This window comes from Sphingobium wenxiniae (assembly GCF_007830065.1).
GTDB classification, from domain to species: domain Bacteria; phylum Pseudomonadota; class Alphaproteobacteria; order Sphingomonadales; family Sphingomonadaceae; genus Sphingobium; species Sphingobium wenxiniae.
Map to the genome: position 1 here is coordinate 31,174 of NZ_VLKK01000019.1, position 20,422 is coordinate 51,595.

Here is a 20,422-nt window from a genome sequence, read left to right on the forward strand (position 1 = left end):
TCAGGCCAGCGTGGTGATCGCTATCGAATAGAGTCCCGCCGCCATATCATGGTCGAGCGGTGAGCGCAGTTGCCGGGAAAGGCCGGTGAGAATGCGCCCATAGCGCTCCTCAAGGCGGATCGTCATGTCGGGTGAGGCGCGCAGGGCGGTTGAATGGATTTCCAGCCTGGCGCGATCCCGCGATCCGGCATCCGCCTGGATGGATATCCGCATGGAAGCGTCGGGATCGGAAAGCATCGCCAGTTCGATCAGTTCCGTGAGGAGGAAGGCGACGGGCACCGCGACGTCCTGGCTGATATGCAGATTGTCGCTGTCGATCTGGATGGCGAAGCGGCGCGCCTCCGCGGGAGCACCGCCCCGCAGGCTGGCGGACAGTTCGCTGACGAGCGAACGCACGCCCACGCCATGATTTTCTTCCAGTTCCGCATAGTGATTGCGGTGGACGACCGACAGCGCATCCACGCGGCGCTGGATGGAGGCATAGGCTTCGGCCGCTTCGGGCGTGATCGCCGATCTGGCGTGCAGGTTGATCAGGCTGGCAATGATCTGAAGATTGTTCTTGACGCGGTGATGCACCTCACGCGTGAGTTTCCGCTGCGTTTCCAGCGCGTCGGCCATTTCGGTCTCATGCGTGGCGACATCTTCGCTGATGGCCCGGAATGTCTGGCCCAGCGCCACGATTTCCTGGGCGGGGGTGCGCATGCGGCGCAGGGGTTCCAGAACCTCCCCCGGATGATAGGCCGCGACGGAACGGCGCAGCAGCACCAGGGGACGGATCAGCAGCCGGTTGACGACGAACCAGCCGATCGCGGCGGCGGCGAACCACATGACGAGCGGCAGGAAGAGCGAGAGAAGCCGGGCGGCGGTCGCGGGCGGGTCCTGAACCGTCATGGTCAGGAATATGTCGGACGGAACCACCCGCGCGGACAGGCTGGTGCTGCGATATCTCGACCGCTGGCGATCGGGTTGCCGGGTAACGACAAGCGTCTTGGCTCCCTGCCGAAGGCTTAGCTGGCGATTTTGCAGCGCCGTGGCCGGATCGGCCACTCTTTCCAGATAGGCGCGGGGATAATAGGCCAGGGCCACGACCCTGCCGTCGCGGCTGATTTCGCGGCTGACGAGGAGGCCGGCCTGGGGCAGCAGCTCCGCTTTGGCGGACGCGAACCGCTGTGCCGGCGATATTCCGGCCGGTTCGTCCTTGCGCGATCCGCACAGGCGCCGTCCTGCCCGGTCATAAATGTAGAAATTGCCTTCGCTGTCGGCATGGGACCGCAGAAAGAAAGACAGGCGCCCGCACATGTCCGAATCCGCCGTCCCCGCGGCGATGGCGTTGACCGTCAGGGTTATGGCTGTCCGGTCCGATGCAAGATCGGCCGTCAGCTTGCGGGCGCTCTGCGTCACCGCAACCCTCAGCAGGGCTTCCTTTTCAAGATCGGCGGACCGGATCGCCTGAAGCGAAGCCACCAGGGCCAGTATGCCCAGAGGCAGCAGCGCCAATGTCAGGATGAGGAACATCTTGACGCCGGTCGAACGGAAATATGTGTTCGCTATGGCAGAGGGGGTATGTGCGGGCATTTCAGGGTCTGGCGGAGGATGGCTGCCCCCGATCACGGTGCTGTCAATCCAGCTTGCCGAGAAGGTCTAGCATTTCCGGGGGAATATCCTCGTCGACGGCGCGTTGATAAACCGATCGCAAGGCGTCGGCGACATGCTCCTTGCTCTTGGAACGGGACGCTCGTTTGCCGCGCGGGCGTGATGGCGCACCTTTCATATCCGTAACGGAGACGTCTGCATTGATGTCGCCTGCCTCCGTCGCGTTTCGTTCCGTTGTTGAAGCAACCAAAATTCAGCCCCTCTGAAACAATCCTGCCATGCCCGCCGATCTGTTTTTTCGCGGGTTTCCGGGGCCGCGTCAATTCGCGGATGCCGTAAAATCCGTAACCCTGGCTTTGCCATCTAAAAAAACGAACGGCAGTGAAACAAATCCACCGCTCGATGGTTCCCCCATCCAAGGCGTTTTTTGTATATCGGGTTGCCGGTGACGAGGGGGCTGGCCTTGCCATGGGGGCATTGTCGATCCATCCTCCCTTGTCCGAACAGATTTCGCAGCATTGAGCCCATGAAGGGCAGGGAGAAGACGAACACATGTCGCTTGGACAGCAGCTGCACCCCCATCTTCCATTTCTGCGCCGTTACGCGCGCGCCCTTACCGGTGACCAGATCCACGGCGATGCCTATGTGCGCGCCACGCTGGAAGCGATCGTCGCCGCGCCTGAAGAATTTCCCGCGGGCGTCGATCCGCGGCTGGGCCTTTACAAGATATTCCATGCGATTTGGTCGTCATCGCATCTGGACGATGGGCCGGCCGTCATCGGGCCCGACGGACAGGAAGCGATTGCGCAGGCCCGGCTCGGGCGGTTGACGCCCCTGCCTCGCCAGGCTTTGCTCCTGACCGCGTTGGAGGGCTTTACCATTGAAGACGTGGCTTATCTCATCAGCATGGACGCGGACGAGGTTGAGGCGCTGGTGGAAGAGGCGCTGAGCGCGATCGAATCGCAGACCAGGGCCAAAGTCCTGATTATCGAGGATGAACCGATCATCGCGATGGATATCGAAACCATCGTCCGCGATCTGGGCCATGAAGTGACGGCGATAGCGGTGACGCGGGAAGACGCCGTGCGCGAAGCGATGGCGCAGCGTCCGGGGCTGGTGCTGGCGGACATTCAACTCGCGGACGACTCCAGCGGCATCGACGCCGTGAAGGACATCCTCGGGGAATTTTCAGTGCCGGTGATCTTCATCACCGCTTTCCCGGAGCGATTGCTGACCGGGGAAAGGCCCGAACCGACCTTCCTCATCACCAAGCCCTTTCAACGGTCCACGGTCAAGGCGGCAATCTCCCAGGCGCTTTTCTTTGACGAAGCCACCGCACCGGCTTGACCGGACGGATCGACGGCATGTCGGAACCCCCGCCCGCTCGTTGCGTTATTGATGCGTAACGATGGGAGATGGACATGGCCGAGGAGAACCCGCATATTTCGACCGAGGATGCCCGCGCCGGATCGACGCCCCATATCGTGCGGTATGTGCTGGGAATTTCCCTGGCCTTGGTGGTCATCGCCATGCTGCTGGTTCTATGGCGTTGAAGTCTGGAAGATGGATTTTCGGTCGGCTGACCTCAGTATAAGGCGCAAGCGATTTATATGGCTTTGACCACTTCGGTTCACGCGGCAGGAGCGACAGGCGGCTCGGGGACTGCTCCTGCACAGGCGGGGGCAGTGGAGCGCGCCACATTGTCCGACACGGATTTCAAGCGCGAACTGGCTGCGGTCATTCCGCACCTTCGCGCATTCGGCCGCTCTCTTTCAGGCAATCGCGACGTGGCGGACGATCTGGTCCAGGAAACGCTGTTGAAGGCATGGGCCGCGCGCAGCCGCTTCCAGGCCGGCACCAATATGAGGGCGTGGACCTTCATCATCCTGCGCAATCATTATCTGTCGCAAATGCGCCGGTCGCGGTTCCGGGGGGACTGGGACGACCTGACGGCGGACCGCCTGCTGGCGGCCCCGGCGGGGCAGGACAAGCATGTGGAGCTTTCCGACATGCAAAGGGCGCTGCTGCAATTGCCCCAGCCCCAGCGCGAGGCGTTGATATTGGTGGGCGCGGGCGGTTTCGCCTATGAAGAAGCCGCTGAAATCTGCGGCGTTGCCGTGGGGACGATCAAAAGCCGCGTGGCGCGTGGCCGCGCGGCGCTGGAGCAGATCCTGGAGAATGGCGATCTGCCTTCACGCCGGACCCAGGAAACCACGGACTCCGCTGTTCTCGATGAGATCATGGAAGATGTCGAACGCCTCAGCCGCGGGCGGGAAGCCGCACCGGGGGACCGGACAGGCTGAACGAAACGGACGAATATCGTCCGTTCCTGTCGAAGGAGCAGGAAGATGGAAGAGGAACGCCCGCAAGGTGATCCGCCGGAAACGGGGCGGCAGCATGGCAGCGGCCTTGTTTTCCTGCTCGTTACGCTCGCTCTGATCCTGGCCATCGGTTTCTTCTATCTCTCCAAGGATCGTCCGGACCGGCAGGCAGACCGGGTGACGGAAGCGGCCAATTCAGCCGACGATGCCGCACGGATGGTGGGCGACGCGGCGAGAAACGCCGCCGACGCTTTTCGCAAGGATGATGGCGCCGGGGCGAAGTGAACGATCTTATTCACGCGAAGACGCGGAGTGTCCGGTAAGTCGGCGACGCATCCATTGGGGCAGCACATCGATGATCGTCAGAATGCGGATGCGCCTTTAGGGTATTCATATCCCCCCGTCTCCGCGTGAATCCGGCGGATCGGCCGGCTGCATGTCGATCTGCCTTCCGTCTCATTTTCCGTTCAGAAATTATTTGCCATTTTCGGGCATTCTCCCCGCAGTGTCGGATTTCCTTACAGCACATGTAAGATAAATCCGGCGTGACAGAGCCGCGCTACGGCGGCCCGGAGAATGCGCGGGATCATGATCAGGCTTTTCAAACATTATGTGCCGTACGCGGTGTTGCTGTTGGGCCTTCTGGATTTCCTGCTGCTTTTGGGGGCGGCGGAAGGCGGCTGGGTGTTGCGGGCGCGGCAGATCGGCATGGACGTCGAGCATGTCATGACCCGGCTCTGGCCGTTGCTCAGCTTCGTTCTTGCGATCCAGACGGCCATGATCGCGGTCGGCGTCTATGGGACCGAAGCGTTGCAGTCGATCCGTTTCGCCTTTGCCCGGTTGCTGGTCGCCGTATCGCTGGGCGTCATCTTCCTGTCGGTGATGCATTTCGTGGGGCCTGACATGACCTTGTGGCGTTCCAATTCGCTTTACGCGATGGGACTGGCGATGGGATTGCTGATCCTGGTCCGCCTGCTGCTCGGGTCCATGCTCGGCGGGGAAGCGTTCAAGCGCCGTCTGATCGTTCTGGGCGCCGGGAGCCGCGCCAACCGCATCCGCGAACTGGAACGGAAAAAGGGCGCCGGTTTCCTGGTTGTGGGATATATCGCCATGAACGACGGTCCCCAGACCGTTGCCGAAGCGATCAATCGCAGCGCGATCTACAATCTGGCGGATTTCGTCGTCCGCCTGGGCGCGAGCGAGGTCGTGCTGGCGCTCGAAGAGCGCCGCAACGCGCTGCCCCTGACCGATCTGTTGCGGGTCAAGACAACGGGCGTCCACGTCAATGAGATTTCCACCTTCCTGGAACGGGAAACGGGCCGGGTGGACCTGGACAGCGTCAATCCAAGCTGGCTCATCTTTTCCGATGGCTTTTCCGCCGGCCGAAGGCTGTCCAGCATCGCCAAGCGGGTTTTCGATATTGTCGCCAGCCTGATCCTGCTCCTCCTCACCGGGCCGGTCATCCTGCTCGCGGCGGTGCTGGTGAAGCTCGACAGCCGGGGTCCGGCCTTCTATCGGCAGCAGCGGGTGGGCCTGTTCGGCCAGGAATTCTGGATCGTCAAACTGCGCACCATGCGCCAGGACGCCGAAGTCGCCGGACAGGCGGTCTGGGCGGAAAAGGACGATCCGCGCATCACGCGCCTGGGCTATTGGCTGCGCAAGCTGCGCATCGATGAATTGCCGCAGACATGGACCGTCCTCAAGGGGGAAATGAGTTTCGTCGGGCCTCGTCCCGAACGCCGCCAGTTCGTCGAGGATCTGGAACAGCATCTGCGCTATTATGCGGAACGCCATATGGTGAAGCCGGGGATCACGGGCTGGGCGCAGATCAACTATCCCTATGGCGCGTCCATCGAGGATGCCCGGCACAAGTTGGAATACGACCTCTATTATGCCAAGAATTACACGCCCTTCCTCGACCTGCTGATCCTGGTCCAGACGGTGCGCGTCATCCTTTGGCCCGACGGCGCGCGCTGAAGGCCGGGGCGATGAGCATCCTGCTGCAATTCATCGGCAACTGGGGCCATGCGCTGGCAGCGGCGCTGTTTGCGGCATTGGGCATATTCATCCTGCGCCGGCGCGACGGGGAAATCGAGCCGCGCCTGCTGGCGGGCGCGTTGCTGATGACATCCTGCTGGGCGCTCTATGTGTCGTTCGGCGGGGTCGGGCAGTCGCTGTCGGGCCTGGGCGAAAGTCTGCGCAACGCGGCCTGGCTGCTCCTGATGTTCGTCATGTTGAGGCGCGGTCCCGCCGGGCGCACGGGGCCGATCCTTGCGATCGGCCTGGTCTATGCGGCGGTGATGGGCCTGCTGCTGCTTCAGAGCTTCACGGATTTCGTGGCGCGGCAATTGCTGAACGAAAGCGAATTGCATCGCGCGCTGGTCCTGCTTTCGCTGATATTGCGCATGATGACGGCGATCGGCAGCCTCGTGCTGGTTCATCAGCTTTATACGGCCTGGCCGGTGCGGGACAGGGGAAGGGTCGTCCTGCTGCTCGCCACGCTCGCCGCCATGTGGACCTATGATTGCAGCCTCTATGCGGTCGGCTATTTCGCGCCGGACCATATGAACGCGCTTTATGCCCTGCGCGGCCTGATGATGGCGCTGCTTGCGCCCATCGTCGCGGTCGGCCTGCGCAAGGAACTGTCCGGCCGCATTCAGTTGTCGCGCAGCCTGACTTTCCAGTCGCTCTCCGTCGCGGCGGTGGCGCTGTACATCATCCTGTTCACCGCCGCGACCGTCCTGATCGAGTTGATCGCCGGACCCTATGCGCGGTTCATGGAGATCGGCGGCGTTTTCTTCATGGCGGTGACGGCGCTGATCCTCCTGCCTTCGCCCCAGTTGCGCGCGCTCTGGAAAGTGCAGGTCGCCAAGCATTTCTTCCAGCATCGCTACGATTACCGGACCGAATGGATGCGTTTCGGCGAAACCATCGGCAGGCCGGGCAGCGACGCGCCCGCATTGGGGAAGCGCGTGGCGAAGGCGGTGGCCGACATCACGGACTCCTCGGGCGCCATGCTGCTGCTGCGGGGGGACGATGGCCGGCTGGTTTTCGAAACGCAATGGAACTGGGACACCGACTTTCCCCAAACGCCTTCGCTTTCCAGGGAACTGGCGGTCCGCCTGGAGCAGACGGGGTGGATCATCGATCTCGAAGGGATGCAGGGCGATGCGGGCGTTGTGCCCTTGCCCGATTGGGTGAAGGGCGACGGACGGGGCTGGGCGCTGGTGCCGCTCATCCATTTCGGCAAGCTGATCGGCGCGATCCTGCTCGCGCGTCCGCCCATCGACCGGCGGCTCGACTGGGAGGATCTGGACATGCTCCGCGCCGCCGGGCGGCAGGCCGCGACCTATATCAGCGAAGCGCAGGGGCAGGAGGCGCTGAACGACGCGCAACGCTTCGATGAGTTCAACCGCCGTTTCGCGTTCATCATGCACGACGTCAAGAATCTGGTGAGCCAGCTTTCGCTCCTCGCGCGCAACGCCGAGCGCCACGCCGACAATCCGGATTTCCGGACGGACATGATCCTGACGCTCAAGGAATCGGTGGGCAAGATGAACGACCTTCTGGCGCGGCTGTCCCAGCACAACAAGGGACGGATGGAAGAACCCCGCCCGATGATGCTGCGGGAAATGGCCGACGGCGTGGCGCGCTCGCGTTCGCGCCAGCATCCCGTGCGCGTGACCGGCGATGCGCCGCCGGTCATGGCCGATCCGGTCCGGGTCGAGCAGATACTGGTGCACCTGCTCCAGAACGCCATCGACGCCAGCGGACCCGGCAGCCCTGTGGAGCTTCGCCTGTCCACCGATGGAGAGGAAGCCTGCGTGGAGATCGTGGATAGCGGGACGGGAATGACCGCCGAATTCGTCCGGCGGGAGCTTTTCAAGCCGTTTTCGAGCAGCAAGACCGGCGGCTTCGGCATCGGCGCTTTCGAGGCGCGCGAACTGGCGGCCGCCATGGGGGGAAGGATCGAGGTGGAAAGCAAACCGGGGGTTGGCAGCCGTTTCACCCTGCGCCTGCCGCGGGCGCCTGAAGCGGCGCGGATCATGAGGAAAGGGGAGGCTGCCTGATGAGCGACACGCGGCCCAAATTGCTGATCGTGGAAGACGATCCCGGATTGCAGCGTCAATTGCGCTGGGCCTATGAGGAATATCGGCTCTTCATCGCGGGCGACCGGGAGGAGGCGATCGACCTGCTCCGCGCCGAAGCGCCCGATGTCGTGACGCTGGACCTCGGCCTGCCGCCGGACCCGGACGGCACGAGCGAAGGCTTCGCGACGCTTGCGGACATGCTGCGGATCAAGCCCGATACGAAGATCATCGTGGCGTCGGGCCATGGCGCGCGGGAAAGCGCGCTCAACGCCATTTCCGGCGGGGCCTATGATTTCTACCAGAAGCCCGTCGACATCGACGAACTGGGCCTGATCGTCCGCCGCGCCTTCCACGTCCATGCGCTGGAAAGGGAAAATGCCCGGCTGGCGGAGATCGCGCCGGAGGGCGCGCCCGTCCTCGGCAAGCTCATCACCAGCGCGCCGGAGATGATGAAGGTCGCCCGCACGATCGAGCGGGTCGCCAGCGCGCAGGTGTCCGTGCTCCTGCTCGGCGCGAGCGGCACGGGCAAGGAATTGCTGGCGCAGGGGCTTCACGACGCCAGCCCGCGCAAGTCGGGTCATTTCGTGGCGATCAATTGCGCCGCGATCCCGGAAACCCTGCTGGAATCGGAACTGTTCGGGCATGAGAAGGGCGCTTTCACCGGCGCGGTCAAGACGACGCCGGGCAAGATCGAACAGGCGCAGGGCGGCACGCTCTTTCTGGATGAAGTCGGCGACATCCCGCTACCGCTTCAGGTCAAATTGCTGCGTTTCCTGCAAGAAAGGGTGATCGAGCGGATCGGCGGGCGGCAAGCCATCGCCGTCGATACGCGGATCGTCTGCGCCACCCATCAGAATCTGGAGGCAATGATCGCGGCGGGCACGTTCCGCGAGGATCTTTATTATCGCCTCGCCGAAATCGTCGTGCGGATTCCCGCGCTTCGGGACAGGCCGGGCGATCCGGCGCTGCTGGCCCGCCATTTCCTCAACCGCTTCGCCAAGGACATGAACCCGCAGGTCAAGGGACTGGCTCCGGACGCGCTGGCCGCGCTCGACGCCTGGCATTGGCCGGGCAATGTGCGCGAACTGGAGAACAGGATGAAGCGCGCGGTCATCATGGCCGACGGCAAGCATGTGACGGCGGCCGACCTCGATCTGGACGGCGAGCGGGAGGAAGGGGGCGACCTCGTCAACTTGAAGGCCGCCCGCGAAATGGCGGACCGGCGCGCCATCCGCCGCGCCATCGCCAGGACGGACGGCAATATCTCCGGCGCGGCCAAGATGCTGGGGATCAGCCGCCCCACGCTCTATGACCTGCTGAAGCAATATCAGATGCAGGGGCAGGGGTGAGCGCATGAACCGCAAGCGCCTGTTCCTGCTGGCGGGCGTCGCCGCCCTGCTGCTGTCGGCGGCGGCTTGGTGGCAATGGCGCCTGCATGAGGCGGACGGGACCGCCCCGCTGGCGCGCGGGATCGCCGCGCTGGTCAAGGGCGATGCGCGCACGGCCCGCGTCGAGCTTTTGAACGCCATCCGCGCCGATCCGCGCTCCATTCCCGCCCGCATCGCACAGGCGCGGGCATTGGTGGATCTGGGCGACGGGGGTGGAGCGCAGGGCGAAATCGAAAAGGCGCGCGCTCTGGGCGGCAGGCCGGGCGATACGCGGGTGCTGATGGCGCAGGCCCTGCTTTTGCAGGGCAATGCGGACGCCGCGCTCACGGAGATGGAGGCGAACGATATTCCTGCCTCCTTCGCCGCGGCCGCGATGCGCGTGAGCGGAAACATCCACATGGCGCGCGGCGATATGGCGGCGGCGGGAGCGGCGCTGGACCGGGCAAGGGAGATGGCCGGGAACGATCCGGAAAACTGGATCGACACGGGCCGTTACCGGTGGATGCAGGGCGATCAGGCGGGCGCCATCGTCGCGGCGGACCGGGCGGTCGCTCTGGCGCCGGAAAATGGCAAGGCCCTGCTTCTTCGCGGCGAATTGACGCGAAGCCAATATGGATTGATCGCGGCGCTGCCATGGTTCGAGCGGGCGCTTGCCGTCAATCCCGACTCCGTGCCGGTGCTGGATCAATATGCCGCAACGCTCGCGGATGCGGGAGAAGCGCGCCGGATGCTCAGTGTCACGCGCCGCCTGCTGGCGCTGGAGCCGGGCAATGCGCGGGCCTGGTTCATGCAGGCGGTCATGGCGGCGCGCGCGGGCAGGGCCGACCTTGCCCGGTCGCTGCTGGCGCGGACACAGGGGCGGCTCGACGGTGAACCCGCCGTCATGCTCCTGCGCGGCGTGCTTCATCTCGAAGATGGCAATGCGACGCTTGCCATACAGGCCCTTGCGCCGCTGGTCGGGCAACAGCCCGATAACGGCATCGCGCGCACCCTGCTGGGACGTGCCTATTATCTGGCCGCCGATTTCCCCTCCGCCGCGACGACCCTTGCGCCGCTCGTCGCGCAAAGGGATGCGGAACCCTATGTCCTGACGCTGGCCGCGCGCGCGCAGGAGGCGTTGGGCGACAGGATCATGGCGGACGACATGCTCGCCCGCGCGTCCTGGCCCGACCGTCTCTCGGCCGATCTCTTTGCCGGCGCGGATGATGCGGCCCTGGCCGGTTCCGCCCCTTCCGGCACGGCCGCCGCGCAGGACAACATTCCCTATATCCGGGCGCTGCTCGGCACCGGGCAGGCGGAACGGGCCGTGGCGCGCGCGCGCCTGCTCAGCGAAGCCAATCCCGGTGCGCCCGACGCCTATGTCATATGGGGCGATGCGCTCGGCGCGGCGGGGCGGCCGGGGCAGGCGGTGAAGGTTTATGAAAAGGCGGCCAATCTGCGTTTCAGCCGCGATATAGCCCTGCGCCTGATCGCCGCGCTTCAGCGGGCGGGCGATCCCGCCCGGTCCTTGCAGGTGGTGCGTCTGTTCCTGTCGCAAAACCCCGACGATCCGCAAATCCAAAGGCTCGCCGCCGCCGGCTATATGGCGGGCGGACAATGGCGGGAGGCGCTGCGGATGCTGAAGGCGGTGGAAGCGCGCGTCGGGCCTCATGACGCGCTGCTGATGGCCGATCTGGCCCGTGCGTCGCTGGAGGTTGGCGCTGCGGATGCGGCGCGCGCCTATGCGTCCTTTGCCTATCGCCTGATGCCGGCCAGCCCCGTCACCGCGCACATCTATGGCTGGACCCTGCTCAGGACCGGCGCAAACGGGCAGGCCGCCATCGATCTGCTGGAAAAGGCGGACGCGCTCGCGCCGGGACAGCCCGGGGTGCGGGCGCATCTTGCGCAGGCCCGCGCGGCCTTGAGGAAAGGGACGGGCCGGCTCGCGGCCCGGTGAGGCGCGCCGGGCTTTTCAGGCCTGTTGCAGATCCAGTTCCTCGAGCCGCAATCCCAGCCGACGGATTTGCGCGGCCACGGGGGGCCACACATCTTCGAGGAAGCGTTTGTGCTCGGCTTCGCGCAGGCGGCGAGTCGCACCCTCCGCGACGAACATGCCGACGCCCCGCTTCACCACGACCAGGCCGTCGTCCTGAAAGCTCTGATAGGCTTTCGCCACGGTGAGAGGATTGGCGCCCTGCTGCCCGGCGAAGGCGCGGACGGACGGAAGCAGGTCGCCGTCGCGATACTCGCCATCCAATATGGATGCGGCGATGGTGTCGCGAAGGCGCAGGTAAACGGGCTTGCTGTCATCGGCCATAGTGCATCAGTGCCATAATACAGCATTGCGGGTCAAGCCATGGCGTTACGACATCATGGGTTTCCGGTATATTTATCTGTCCCAGACCGAAACGATCTTGTCATAATCTGGCCGGGGCCGTTCTTCGAGCGGCTTGCCGGGCGTGCCCAGGAAGACGAAACCGGCGATATGTTCGCCTTCATGCCCGAAAGCGGCCCGCACATCGTCATTATAGGCGGCCCAGCCCGTCAGCCATCCTCCGGCAAAGCCCAGCGCGTGCGCGGCGTGCAGCAGGTTCATGATGGCTGCCCCGGCGGACAGTTCCTGTTCCCACACGGGAATCTTGCTGCCCGCAACGGGTGAAGACAGCGCGGCCACCAGAGCCGGCGCCTGATGCGCGAACTGGTGCATCGCCTCGATCTCCAGCCGTCCCGCGTCGGGCTTTTCCTTCCGATACGCGGCTTCCAGCAGGTGGGCGAGGGCCGGACGGCTTTCCTGCGGCACGATGACGAAACGCCACGGGAAAAGCTTTCCATGATCGGGCGTTCGGGACGCGATCTCCAGAATCTGCCGGAGTTGATCAGCGTCCGGGCCGGGCGCCGTCAAGTCGCGCGGCTTGCCGGAACGGCGCGTGCGGAGCAGCGAAAGCGGGGTGGAAAGGTCGTTGAAGGTCACATCATTTCCCATTGGTTGCTGGTCCGCTTTGTAATGATATTCTTCACACGCGCAATTTTTTCGCTAGGGTCGAGGCCATGCGAACAGCTCTGCAAGGGGCGGGAAAGCATAGCAAGGGAGTTATAATATGGCCAATCCAACCGCCGGCGTCGACGCCGGCGCGGATGCGGCCCGTCAGCCCGTGGACGACCGGCCGCAATGGTTCGGCCATCCGCGGCAGTTGGCGCGGCTTTTCACGACCGAAATGTGGGAGCGGTTCGGTTTTTACGGAATGCGGGCGCTGCTGACGCTCTACCTGACCAAGCATTTCCTTTTCGACGACCAGACGACCAATGGAATCTACGGGGGGTTCACCGCGCTCGTCTATCTGACGCCGCTCGCCGGCGGGCTGATCGCCGACCGTTATCTGGGCGCGAAACGCTCGGTCAAGTTCGGCGCGCTGCTGATGGCGGCTGGCTACTTCATCCTCTGCTTCGGCGGGGAGACGGCCAGGCCCCACGCCACGATCGGCGGCCAGCGCTATGAAGTGCAGGTCGAAAATGCCGTCGATCGCCCCACCAGCACGGGGGCGGAAAAGCGTTTCGTCGTGGACGGCGCGCGGCGTTTCGAAATCCGGGGCAATGAAGATGGCACCGTGTCGCTGCTGGACGGCGAGGGCCATGTCGCGCGCACGGTCGAAAAGGGCGGTTTCAAGGCCGATGGCGAGCGCGCGACCTTCTATACGATGCTGCTGCTGATCGGCCTTTCGATGGTCACGGTGGGCAATGGCTTCTTCAAGCCCAACATCTCCACCATCGTCGGCGAGCTTTATGAGAAAGGCGACCGGCGCAGGGATGCGGGCTTCACCATATTCTATATGGGCATCAACCTGGGATCGCTGTTCTCGCAGCTTCTGTGTCCGCTGCTGGCCGACACGGTCGGATGGTGGGCCGGCTTCGGCCTCGCGGCGCTGGGCATGGTGTTCAGCTGGAGCCTGATCCGGTTCGATGGCGGCAAGCTCGCCGGCTATGGCGAAACGCCCGAACGGTCCGGCCCCGACCGCAGCCTGCTGATCTATGCGGGCGCGATCCTGACGGTGCCCCTTGCCTGGTTCCTCTTCATCAACCTGATGCATAATGCCGAAGCGACGGCGGGTGAGGGGATCATCGCCTATCTCCTGTCGCTGCCGATCATGGGCAAGGTGCTGTTCGCCACATTCCTTCTGTCGATCCCCGGCATCCTCCTGTGGTCCTGGTTCGAAGGGAGTCGGGCGGAGTTTCAGATGATGCTGGCGGCCATGGTGCTGGTGGTCTTCAACGTCGTCTTCTGGACCCTGTTCGAACAGGCCGGATCGTCGCTGACCCTGTTCGCGGATCGCAATACGGACCTGTCGTTCTTCGGGCTGTTTTCCATCAGCGCGGGGCAGACGCAATTCTTCAACGCCTTCTTCATCGTCGCGCTCGCGCCCGTGTTCGGCATCATGTGGAACGCACTGGCGAAGAGGGGGCTGGAACCGTCCATCCCGGTCAAGTTCGCCATCGCCCTGGTCGGCGTCGGCGTGGGTTTCCTGTTCCTGGTCTGGGGCGCGCAATATGCGGGCGCGGATTTCAAGGTCGCGATCTGGTGGCTTGCCGGATTGTATCTCATCCATTCCGCCGCTGAACTGTGCATTTCGCCGGTCGGCCTTTCCATGATTACCAAGCTGTCGCTGGCGCGCGTCGTGGGGCTGATGATGGGCGTGTGGTTTCTGTCGATTTCCGTCGCGCAATATGTGGCGGGCATGGTCGCCCAGGTCGCCAGCGTCGAAACCGTGGGCGGTCAGGTGACGAACCTCAAGCTCAGCCTCGACACCTATGTCGGCGTGTTCTGGACCATCGGCGTCGCGGCGGCGGTGGTCGGCGCGGTGCTGCTGGTTCTGGCGCCGCTTATCAAAAGGTGGATGCATGGGGTGCAATGATGGACGGAAACGGGGGAAGGGGGGGGGCATATCTTCCCTTCTCCCTCGGAATCGTGCGCCTGGAACCAACCGATCAGGTCGCTCCCCAGATATCGCCTGCCCTGATGAAGCCCTTCTGCCCATGGACGTCGAACGCGCACCATCCATCCGAACAGGAGGAAAGACGACCCACCACGCCCTTTTCCGCACGATACAGCACCGATGCGCCGTCACGCGGCGACTGCCGCATGGGCGCGATGGGGGCGGTCACGATCGCCGTGGGCGTGTCGCTGAGCAGCCGGACATGCATCCATCCCTGCGTGCCGGACGAATCCTCGACCTTGCGCCACAGGCCCAGTACCTGCACCACCTTCACCGGCAGATCGCGGCGGCGGTACACCCAGTTGGACGGATAATCGAGGCTGGGGCCGACCCGCATCCGCGCCTCATCTTGTGAAAGCGACGCCCAATAGGGCACTGGCTTGTTCGGTGCGGCATTGCCGGCGCCCGCGACCGATAAGGCCCCGATCATAGCGGCGGCCAACGGAAACCCCTTCATGTCTCGACCTGTTCCTTTGTCGTGAGAGCGCAATCATAGCCGCTCCTCCCCGGTCGCGACAACCGCTGTCTTGCGCGGCGGCATAAGCGCTTGACCCGCGCGCTGGGGGAGAATAGCGCCCACGCCATGGCCAAGAAACCGCGCCCCGCCAGACCGCGTGTCATCGTCACGCGCCGACTGCCTCCCAATGTGGAAGCGCGCATGGCCGAACTGTTCGATGTGAGCTTCAACGCCGGCGACGTGCCGATGGACCGTCCGGGGCTGGCCCGCGCCATGGCGCAGTGCGACGTGCTGGTCCCCTGCATCAGCGACCATATCGACGGCGCGCTGATCGAGGGCGCTCCCGAACGGCTGCAACTGATCGCCAGCTTCGGCAGCGGGGTCGACCATATCGATCTGGGCGCTGCCCGGCAGAAGGGCATCATCGTCACCAACACGCCGGGCGTGTTGACCGAAGACACCGCCGACATGACCATGGCCCTGATCCTGTCCGTCCCGCGCCGCCTGGCCGAGGGGGAAAAACTGGTCCGCTCGGGCGAGTGGCAGGGGTGGAGTCCCTCGGGCATGTTGGGCCATCGCATTCGCGGCAAGAAGCTGGGGATCATCGGCATGGGCCGGATCGGCCGGGCCGTGGCGCGCCGGGCCAGGGCCTTCGGCCTCACCATCGCCTATCATAATCGCCACCGCCTGCCCTTCGAGGTGGAGCAGGAACTGGAGGCCGGCTGGTGCGCCGACCTGGACAGCCTGCTGGGAAGCTCCGACATCATTTCGATCAATTGCCCCCTGAACGCGGATAGCAGGGGGATGATCGACGCGCGGCGGATCGCGTTGCTCATGCCGGACGCCTATCTCATTAATACCTCGCGCGCTGAAATCGTGGACGAACAGGCTTTGATCGCGGCGCTGAGCGGAGGCCGGATCGCGGGTGCGGGGCTGGACGTCTATACGCATGAGCCCGCCGTGGACCCTGGCCTGCTCTTGCTGTCCAACGTCGTGCTTCTGCCCCATATGGGATCGGCGACGTTCGAGGGGCGTGACGCGACCGGCGCGCTTGTGATCGCCAATATCCGCAGCTGGGTAGACGGGCATCGCCCGCCCAATCAGGTGCTCGAAGGCTGGATCTAGGGCGAACCGCCGCTTCCTTGTCAAACCGGAAGCGCACCCAACGCCAGCCGCACGGTGGGAGGATTGCCTTCCTCGCTCCTGTTCCGTGCCATTATGTTGATGATCCTCCACCCGATTGCCGGAACAAGTCACTGCGCGGCTCGTTGGCAGTTTATCCTCTTATCGAAAGGATGGTCTTCATGATCCGGCTCGCGCTTATCTCGCTTGTCATTGCCGCGGTTCTTGCCCTGTTGGGCTTTGGCGGCGCGGCAGGCACGTTCGTGGGTATCGCCAAACTGCTATTTGGTGTCGCCATTATATTGTTCCTGATTTTCCTCGTGCTCGGCATCATGGCTGGCAAGGGCGTCAAGGACGCTGTAGATTGACCTCATGAAACGGCATGAGGCGCAAGTGGATGAGACCGGCCGCCTTCTGAGGGATGCGGCCGGCTTCCTGCTTCAGCGGGACGGCGGCGGCGCCTATAGATTGGTGCTGCTGCGCGTGCCTGTCGATCATGTCGAAAAGCGTGTCAGGATAAAGGGTTGGCATATCGGCGACGACATCGTCGAAGTGGAGGGCGTCGCCGCCGCCTGATCCTCGTCGACAAAGCCGGGACTAGTTCTCAAGCAAAGGGCTGTTGAAAAGGGCGTCCGCGTCCGTTTCCCGACGTCCATTGATGAAGCGCGGCGCGTAACCCACGCCATGCACTTCATCGAGAGGAAGCGCGGTATCGCAGCGCGCGCACTGTGCCATCATCCGGCCGATGATCCAATGGCGCTGGCCGCAGCCGGGGCAGTGGTTTGTTTCTCCCGAATGATAAAGCAGCGCATAGCCGCGCGGAAACCAGGAAGCGGCCGGTGTGGCGGAACGATCGCGCGCGGGCATGTGAGGCATGGTAGAAACTCCGTTCGTCGCTCTCAAGGAACGTCCCGTGAGTCGTGAAAGTTCCGATGCCTTGCACCGCGATGCGATCAATGGAGCGTGAAGGAACGGATGTCCGCCAAAGGCTCGTTTCACGCTTTGCGCATTTGACTCCGGGGCGACAAGCGCTATGGCGCTCCAACATCGGGACATACCCGCTTCGACCGTCGGTTGGGGCGCATCCCTCGGCCTTGCCTTTGGCGAGCCTCTGGTGGAATCGCGTCATCCTCCCCGCCGTGGCCGGAGCAATTGCGAGGAGACGCACGACTCATGACCGCCATCGGACAGGACACACTAGGCACCCGCGACACTTTGAAGGTCGGCGGCAAGGACGTTGCTTATTATTCGTTGAAGAAGGCCGCCGCCAGGCTCGGCGATGTTTCGCGCCTGCCTTTTTCGATGAAGGTGCTGCTGGAAAACCTGCTCCGCTTCGAAGACGGCGTGACGGTCACGGTGGAGGATATCCAGGCCATCGTCGATTGGCAGAAGGAACGCAGGTCCGACCGCGAAATCCAGTATCGCCCCGCCCGCGTGCTGATGCAGGACTTTACCGGCGTGCCCTGTGTCGTCGATCTTGCCGCGATGCGCGACGCGATGAACAATCTGGGCGCCGACGCCAGCAAGATCAATCCGCAGGTGCCTGTGCACCTCGTCATCGACCACTCGGTCATGGTGGACGAATTCGGCACGCCCCAGGCGTTCGAAGATAATGTCGAACTCGAATATCAGCGGAACATGGAACGCTACGACTTCCTGAAATGGGGTTCCAAGAGCCTCAATAATTTCAAGGTCGTGCCCCCCGGCACCGGCATCTGCCATCAGGTGAACCTGGAAAACATCGCGCAGGCCGTCTGGTCGTCGGTCGATGCCGACGGCAACACTGTCGCCTACCCCGACACCTGTGTCGGCACGGACAGCCATACCACCATGATCAACGGCCTGGGCGTGCTCGGCTGGGGCGTGGGCGGCATCGAGGCGGAAGCGGCGATGCTGGGCCAGCCCGTCTCCATGCTCATCCCCGAAGTCGTCGGCTTCAAGCTGACCGGCGCGCTGGCCGAAGGCATCACCGCCACCGATCTGGTGCTGACCGCCACGCAGATGCTGCGCGCCAAGGGCGTCGTCGGCCGCTTCGTCGAATATTTCGGCCCCGGCCTCGCTTCGCTCAGCCTCGCCGACCGCGCGACGCTGGCCAACATGGCGCCGGAATATGGCGCGACCTGCGGCTTCTTCGGCATCGATGACAAGACGCTGGATTACATGCGCCTCACCGGCCGCAGCGAAGAAAATATCGCGCTGGTCGAAGCCTATGCCAAGGAACAGGGCTTCTGGCTCGATGCCTCGGTCGATCCGGTCTTCACCGACATTCTCGAACTCGACATGTCGACCGTCGTCCCGTCGCTCGCCGGTCCCAAGCGCCCGCAGGACAAGGTGATCCTGACGCAGGTCGATGACGTGTTCAACGCCGACCTCGAAAAGGTCTACAAGAAGGCCGCGCCCGCCCGCGTCGCTGTCGAAGGGCGTACCCACGACATCGGCGACGGCGACGTCGTCATCGCCGCGATCACGAGCTGCACCAACACGTCGAACCCCGGCGTCCTCGTCGCCGCCGGCCTCGTCGCCAAGAAGGCGGTCGAAAAGGGCCTGAAGCCCAAGCCCTGGGTCAAGACCTCGCTCGCCCCCGGCAGCCAAGTCGTTACCGACTATCTGGAGAAGGCTGGCCTCCAGTCCTATCTCGATCAGGTCGGCTTCAACCTCGTCGGCTATGGCTGCACCACCTGCATCGGCAATAGCGGCCCGCTGGCCGAGCCGATCAGCAAGGCGATCAACGGCAACGACATCGTCGCCGCGTCCGTCTTGTCGGGCAATCGCAACTTCGAAGGCCGCGTGTCGCCCGACGTGCGCGCCAATTTTCTCGCGTCGCCGCCGCTGGTGGTCGCCTATGCGCTCAAGGGCACCGTCACCACCGACTTCGTCGCTACACCCATCGGTCAGGGCAGCGACGGGCAGGACGTCTATCTCAAGGATATCTGGCCGACCAATGACGAGGTCCGCTCGGTCATGGACGGCGCGCTCACCCGCGACATGTTCACGAGCCGCTACGCCACCGTCTTCACCGGCGACTCCCGCTGGCAGGCGATCGAGGTCACGGGATCGGACACCTATAGCTGGCGCGCCGGTTCAACCTATGTCGCCAACCCGCCCTATTTCGAAGGGCTGACCATGACCCCGGCGCCCGTCACCGACATCGTGGACGCCAAGCCGCTCGCCATCTTCGGCGATTCGATCACCACCGACCATATCTCGCCGGCCGGCTCGATCAAGGCCAGCAGCCCGGCAGGTCAGTGGCTCTCCGAGCATCAGGTTGCCCAGGCCGACTTCAACAGCTATGGCGCGCGCCGTGGCCATCATGAAGTCATGATGCGCGGCACCTTCGCCAATATCCGCATCAAGAACCTGATGCTGGACGGCGTCGAAGGCGGCATGACCCGCTATAATGGCGAAGTGATGCCGATCTACGACGCGGCGATGAAGCACAAGGCGGACGGCACGCCGCTGGTCGTCATCGGCGGCAAGGAGTATGGCACCGGATCGTCGCGCGACTGGGCGGCGAAGGGCACCAACCTGCTGGGCGTCCGCTCGGTCATCGTCGAAAGTTTTGAGCGCATCCACCGCTCGAATCTGGTTGGCATGGGTGTGCTGCCGCTCCAGTTCAAGGACGGTCAGAACCGTGACACGCTGGGCCTGACGGGCGATGAAAGTTTCACCATCACCGGCGTCGCGGGCTTGAAGCCGCGTCAGGATGTCGACGTGAAGGTGACGCGCGCCGACGGTTCGACCTTCACCTTCACCGCGCTCTGCCGCATCGATACCGTCAACGAACTGGATTACTTCCTGAACGGCGGCATCCTGCAATATGTGCTGCGCAAGCTCGCCGCCTGATCGCGACATATGCGAAGATGAAAAAGGCCCTTTCCGCTGGAGAGGGCCTTTTTTCTTGGCGTTTATGGCGCTTGCAGACCGCCTTCGCCTGATGGCCGCTTTTCGGCCGAAGCGGACATTCAATGTCCGTTATCCCAGCGAAAGCAGGGATATCCCCTTAGGCTTGGTTGGCCTAAGAAAGAGAGATGCCAGCTTTCGCTGTCATGACGACGGAAACTTTCCGACAGGATCGCCGTCATGAAAAATGTCCCATCCCGCATGAACTCTGCAAAGTTGAGCCGCGCTGCTCCTGCGCTAGTCCCGCCGATAGAAGGATTTTGGCTCGGAAAAGATTGGCTCTCTAGCCCGCCTTATTCACCAAAAGTGTCCTGAAGGGTTGGCGGGAGTGGCGTAAGCCTCTGATCTGAATTAGGAACTGGGTGTCTAAGCCGAACCTGCCGCAGGGCAGAAAATGCCACGGGCCACACCCGCCATGAACGATGATATCGCAAGCTCATTTGGATTCCCAGCAGTCGGCCGCAAGAAAATCACAGCTGCGTTCGACGGTGGCCGGCTTACCTCGGATGGCGGTGTTCTACTGCTTGCACAGGCCGAGCGCGCGATGGGGATTTGCCAGCGCCTGGCGGCTTGTATTGCCGAT

At 63.8% G+C, this 20,422-nt stretch carries 20 protein-coding genes; 14 read left to right on the forward strand and 6 right to left on the reverse strand.

Annotation, left to right across the window (positions count from 1 at the left end; all coding sequences use genetic code 11):
• Positions 1-1,575: a sensor histidine kinase gene (locus IQ35_RS17160; RefSeq protein WP_021243759.1), complete on the reverse strand. Its 1,575-nt coding sequence runs from the start codon at positions 1,573-1,575 to the stop codon at positions 1-3.
• Positions 1,576-1,618: 43 nt separating this feature from the next.
• Positions 1,619-1,771 carry a NepR family anti-sigma factor gene (locus IQ35_RS21760; protein WP_021243760.1) on the reverse strand — a complete coding sequence of 51 codons (153 nt, stop codon included), beginning with the start codon at positions 1,769-1,771 and terminating at the stop codon, positions 1,619-1,621.
• Positions 1,772-2,145: 374 nt separating this feature from the next.
• Between IQ35_RS21760 and IQ35_RS17170 the strand changes: the two genes are divergently transcribed.
• The 8 genes from IQ35_RS17170 to IQ35_RS17200 all read left to right on the forward strand — a co-directional run bounded on the left by IQ35_RS17170 (position 2,146) and on the right by IQ35_RS17200 (position 11,329).
• Positions 2,146-2,940: a response regulator gene (locus tag IQ35_RS17170; protein WP_021243761.1), complete on the forward strand. Its 795-nt coding sequence runs from the start codon at positions 2,146-2,148 to the stop codon at positions 2,938-2,940.
• A 74-nt stretch (positions 2,941-3,014) separates the two neighbouring features.
• Complete coding sequence (locus IQ35_RS21765) at positions 3,015-3,146, forward strand: hypothetical protein (RefSeq protein WP_031290597.1); 132 nt, start codon at positions 3,015-3,017, stop codon at positions 3,144-3,146.
• Positions 3,147-3,203: 57 nt separating this feature from the next.
• Complete coding sequence (locus IQ35_RS17175; RefSeq protein ID WP_236614717.1) at positions 3,204-3,896, forward strand: sigma-70 family RNA polymerase sigma factor; 693 nt, start codon at positions 3,204-3,206, stop codon at positions 3,894-3,896.
• Positions 3,897-3,941: 45 nt separating this feature from the next.
• The gene (locus tag IQ35_RS17180; RefSeq protein WP_021243764.1) at positions 3,942-4,199 is read left to right on the forward strand and encodes a hypothetical protein; all 258 of its coding nucleotides are present in this window, start codon (positions 3,942-3,944) and stop codon (positions 4,197-4,199) included.
• A 303-nt stretch (positions 4,200-4,502) separates the two neighbouring features.
• The gene (locus IQ35_RS17185; RefSeq protein ID WP_031290598.1) at positions 4,503-5,891 is read left to right on the forward strand and encodes a TIGR03013 family XrtA/PEP-CTERM system glycosyltransferase; all 1,389 of its coding nucleotides are present in this window, start codon (positions 4,503-4,505) and stop codon (positions 5,889-5,891) included.
• An 11-nt stretch (positions 5,892-5,902) separates the two neighbouring features.
• The gene (gene prsK / locus IQ35_RS17190) at positions 5,903-7,984 is read left to right on the forward strand and encodes an XrtA/PEP-CTERM system histidine kinase PrsK (RefSeq protein ID WP_145075267.1); all 2,082 of its coding nucleotides are present in this window, start codon (positions 5,903-5,905) and stop codon (positions 7,982-7,984) included.
• Entirely contained in the window at positions 7,984-9,354 is a 1,371-nt protein-coding gene (prsR, locus tag IQ35_RS17195) for a PEP-CTERM-box response regulator transcription factor (RefSeq protein ID WP_145075270.1), read from the forward strand. Before prsK ends, prsR begins: the two co-directional genes overlap by 1 nt.
• A 4-nt stretch (positions 9,355-9,358) precedes the next feature.
• Entirely contained in the window at positions 9,359-11,329 is a 1,971-nt protein-coding gene (locus tag IQ35_RS17200; RefSeq protein WP_145075273.1) for a tetratricopeptide repeat protein, read from the forward strand.
• A 15-nt stretch (positions 11,330-11,344) separates the two neighbouring features.
• Here IQ35_RS17200 and IQ35_RS17205 read toward each other — a convergent pair whose 3' ends face one another.
• Together IQ35_RS17205 and IQ35_RS17210 are read right to left on the reverse strand one after the other, a co-directional pair.
• Positions 11,345-11,689 (reverse strand): GntR family transcriptional regulator, encoded by a 345-nt coding sequence (locus IQ35_RS17205; RefSeq protein WP_021243769.1) that lies wholly within the window; start codon positions 11,687-11,689, stop codon positions 11,345-11,347.
• Between the two features lie 72 nt (positions 11,690-11,761).
• Positions 11,762-12,355, reverse strand: a complete 594-nt coding sequence (locus IQ35_RS17210) for a nitroreductase family protein (protein WP_145075276.1) — start codon at positions 12,353-12,355, stop codon at positions 11,762-11,764.
• A gap of 115 nt (positions 12,356-12,470) precedes the next feature.
• Between IQ35_RS17210 and IQ35_RS17215 the strand changes: the two genes are divergently transcribed.
• Positions 12,471-14,279, forward strand: a complete 1,809-nt coding sequence (locus IQ35_RS17215; RefSeq protein WP_145075279.1) for a peptide MFS transporter — start codon at positions 12,471-12,473, stop codon at positions 14,277-14,279.
• Positions 14,280-14,352: 73 nt separating this feature from the next.
• Here IQ35_RS17215 and IQ35_RS17220 read toward each other — a convergent pair whose 3' ends face one another.
• Positions 14,353-14,817, reverse strand: coding sequence for an SH3 domain-containing protein (locus IQ35_RS17220; protein WP_021243772.1), 465 nt, complete (start codon positions 14,815-14,817; stop codon positions 14,353-14,355).
• 126 nt (positions 14,818-14,943) lie between these two features.
• On the opposite strand from IQ35_RS17220, the gene IQ35_RS17225 reads away from it, so the two are divergent.
• The 3 genes from IQ35_RS17225 (at position 14,944) to IQ35_RS17235 (ending at position 16,515) form a co-directional block, all read left to right on the forward strand.
• Entirely contained in the window at positions 14,944-15,942 is a 999-nt protein-coding gene (locus IQ35_RS17225; RefSeq protein WP_021243773.1) for a 2-hydroxyacid dehydrogenase, read from the forward strand.
• A gap of 179 nt (positions 15,943-16,121) precedes the next feature.
• Entirely contained in the window at positions 16,122-16,307 is a 186-nt protein-coding gene (locus IQ35_RS17230; RefSeq protein ID WP_021243774.1) for a DUF1328 domain-containing protein, read from the forward strand.
• Positions 16,308-16,311: 4 nt separating this feature from the next.
• The gene (locus IQ35_RS17235; RefSeq protein WP_021243775.1) at positions 16,312-16,515 is read left to right on the forward strand and encodes a DUF5818 domain-containing protein; all 204 of its coding nucleotides are present in this window, start codon (positions 16,312-16,314) and stop codon (positions 16,513-16,515) included.
• Positions 16,516-16,536: 21 nt separating this feature from the next.
• On the opposite strand, the gene IQ35_RS17240 is transcribed toward IQ35_RS17235, so the two are convergent.
• Positions 16,537-16,806, reverse strand: a complete 270-nt coding sequence (locus tag IQ35_RS17240) for a hypothetical protein (RefSeq protein WP_021243776.1) — start codon at positions 16,804-16,806, stop codon at positions 16,537-16,539.
• Between the two features lie 306 nt (positions 16,807-17,112).
• On the opposite strand from IQ35_RS17240, the gene acnA reads away from it, so the two are divergent.
• Entirely contained in the window at positions 17,113-19,782 is a 2,670-nt protein-coding gene (gene acnA / locus IQ35_RS17245; RefSeq protein ID WP_021243777.1) for an aconitate hydratase AcnA, read from the forward strand.
• A gap of 451 nt (positions 19,783-20,233) precedes the next feature.
• Positions 20,234-20,422 (forward strand): transposase (locus tag IQ35_RS17250; protein WP_199739982.1); only part of this gene is annotated, 189 nt, incomplete at its 3' end.

What these genes read in the sequence shown, in the direction of transcription:
- prsR (WP_145075270.1), top strand. Translation starts at nt 7,984, where the DNA reads ATGAGCGACACGCGGCCCAAATTGCTGATCGTGGAAGACGATCCCGGA.
- IQ35_RS17235 (WP_021243775.1), top strand. Translation starts at nt 16,312, where the DNA reads ATGAAACGGCATGAGGCGCAAGTGGATGAGACCGGCCGCCTTCTGAGG.
- IQ35_RS17205 (WP_021243769.1), bottom strand. Translation starts at nt 11,689, where the DNA reads ATGGCCGATGACAGCAAGCCCGTTTACCTGCGCCTTCGCGACACCATC.
- IQ35_RS21760 (WP_021243760.1), bottom strand. Translation starts at nt 1,771, where the DNA reads ATGAAAGGTGCGCCATCACGCCCGCGCGGCAAACGAGCGTCCCGTTCC.
- IQ35_RS17160 (WP_021243759.1), bottom strand. Translation starts at nt 1,575, where the DNA reads ATGCCCGCACATACCCCCTCTGCCATAGCGAACACATATTTCCGTTCG.
- IQ35_RS17170 (WP_021243761.1), top strand. Translation starts at nt 2,146, where the DNA reads ATGTCGCTTGGACAGCAGCTGCACCCCCATCTTCCATTTCTGCGCCGT.
- IQ35_RS17180 (WP_021243764.1), top strand. Translation starts at nt 3,942, where the DNA reads ATGGAAGAGGAACGCCCGCAAGGTGATCCGCCGGAAACGGGGCGGCAG.
- IQ35_RS17240 (WP_021243776.1), bottom strand. Translation starts at nt 16,806, where the DNA reads ATGCCCGCGCGCGATCGTTCCGCCACACCGGCCGCTTCCTGGTTTCCG.
- IQ35_RS17210 (WP_145075276.1), bottom strand. Translation starts at nt 12,355, where the DNA reads ATGGGAAATGATGTGACCTTCAACGACCTTTCCACCCCGCTTTCGCTG.
- IQ35_RS17185 (WP_031290598.1), top strand. Translation starts at nt 4,503, where the DNA reads ATGATCAGGCTTTTCAAACATTATGTGCCGTACGCGGTGTTGCTGTTG.
- IQ35_RS17200 (WP_145075273.1), top strand. Translation starts at nt 9,359, where the DNA reads ATGAACCGCAAGCGCCTGTTCCTGCTGGCGGGCGTCGCCGCCCTGCTG.
- IQ35_RS17215 (WP_145075279.1), top strand. Translation starts at nt 12,471, where the DNA reads ATGGCCAATCCAACCGCCGGCGTCGACGCCGGCGCGGATGCGGCCCGT.
- IQ35_RS17220 (WP_021243772.1), bottom strand. Translation starts at nt 14,817, where the DNA reads ATGAAGGGGTTTCCGTTGGCCGCCGCTATGATCGGGGCCTTATCGGTC.
- IQ35_RS17230 (WP_021243774.1), top strand. Translation starts at nt 16,122, where the DNA reads ATGATCCGGCTCGCGCTTATCTCGCTTGTCATTGCCGCGGTTCTTGCC.
- acnA (WP_021243777.1), top strand. Translation starts at nt 17,113, where the DNA reads ATGACCGCCATCGGACAGGACACACTAGGCACCCGCGACACTTTGAAG.
- IQ35_RS17175 (WP_236614717.1), top strand. Translation starts at nt 3,204, where the DNA reads ATGGCTTTGACCACTTCGGTTCACGCGGCAGGAGCGACAGGCGGCTCG.
- prsK (WP_145075267.1), top strand. Translation starts at nt 5,903, where the DNA reads ATGAGCATCCTGCTGCAATTCATCGGCAACTGGGGCCATGCGCTGGCA.
- IQ35_RS17225 (WP_021243773.1), top strand. Translation starts at nt 14,944, where the DNA reads ATGGCCAAGAAACCGCGCCCCGCCAGACCGCGTGTCATCGTCACGCGC.
- IQ35_RS21765 (WP_031290597.1), top strand. Translation starts at nt 3,015, where the DNA reads ATGGCCGAGGAGAACCCGCATATTTCGACCGAGGATGCCCGCGCCGGA.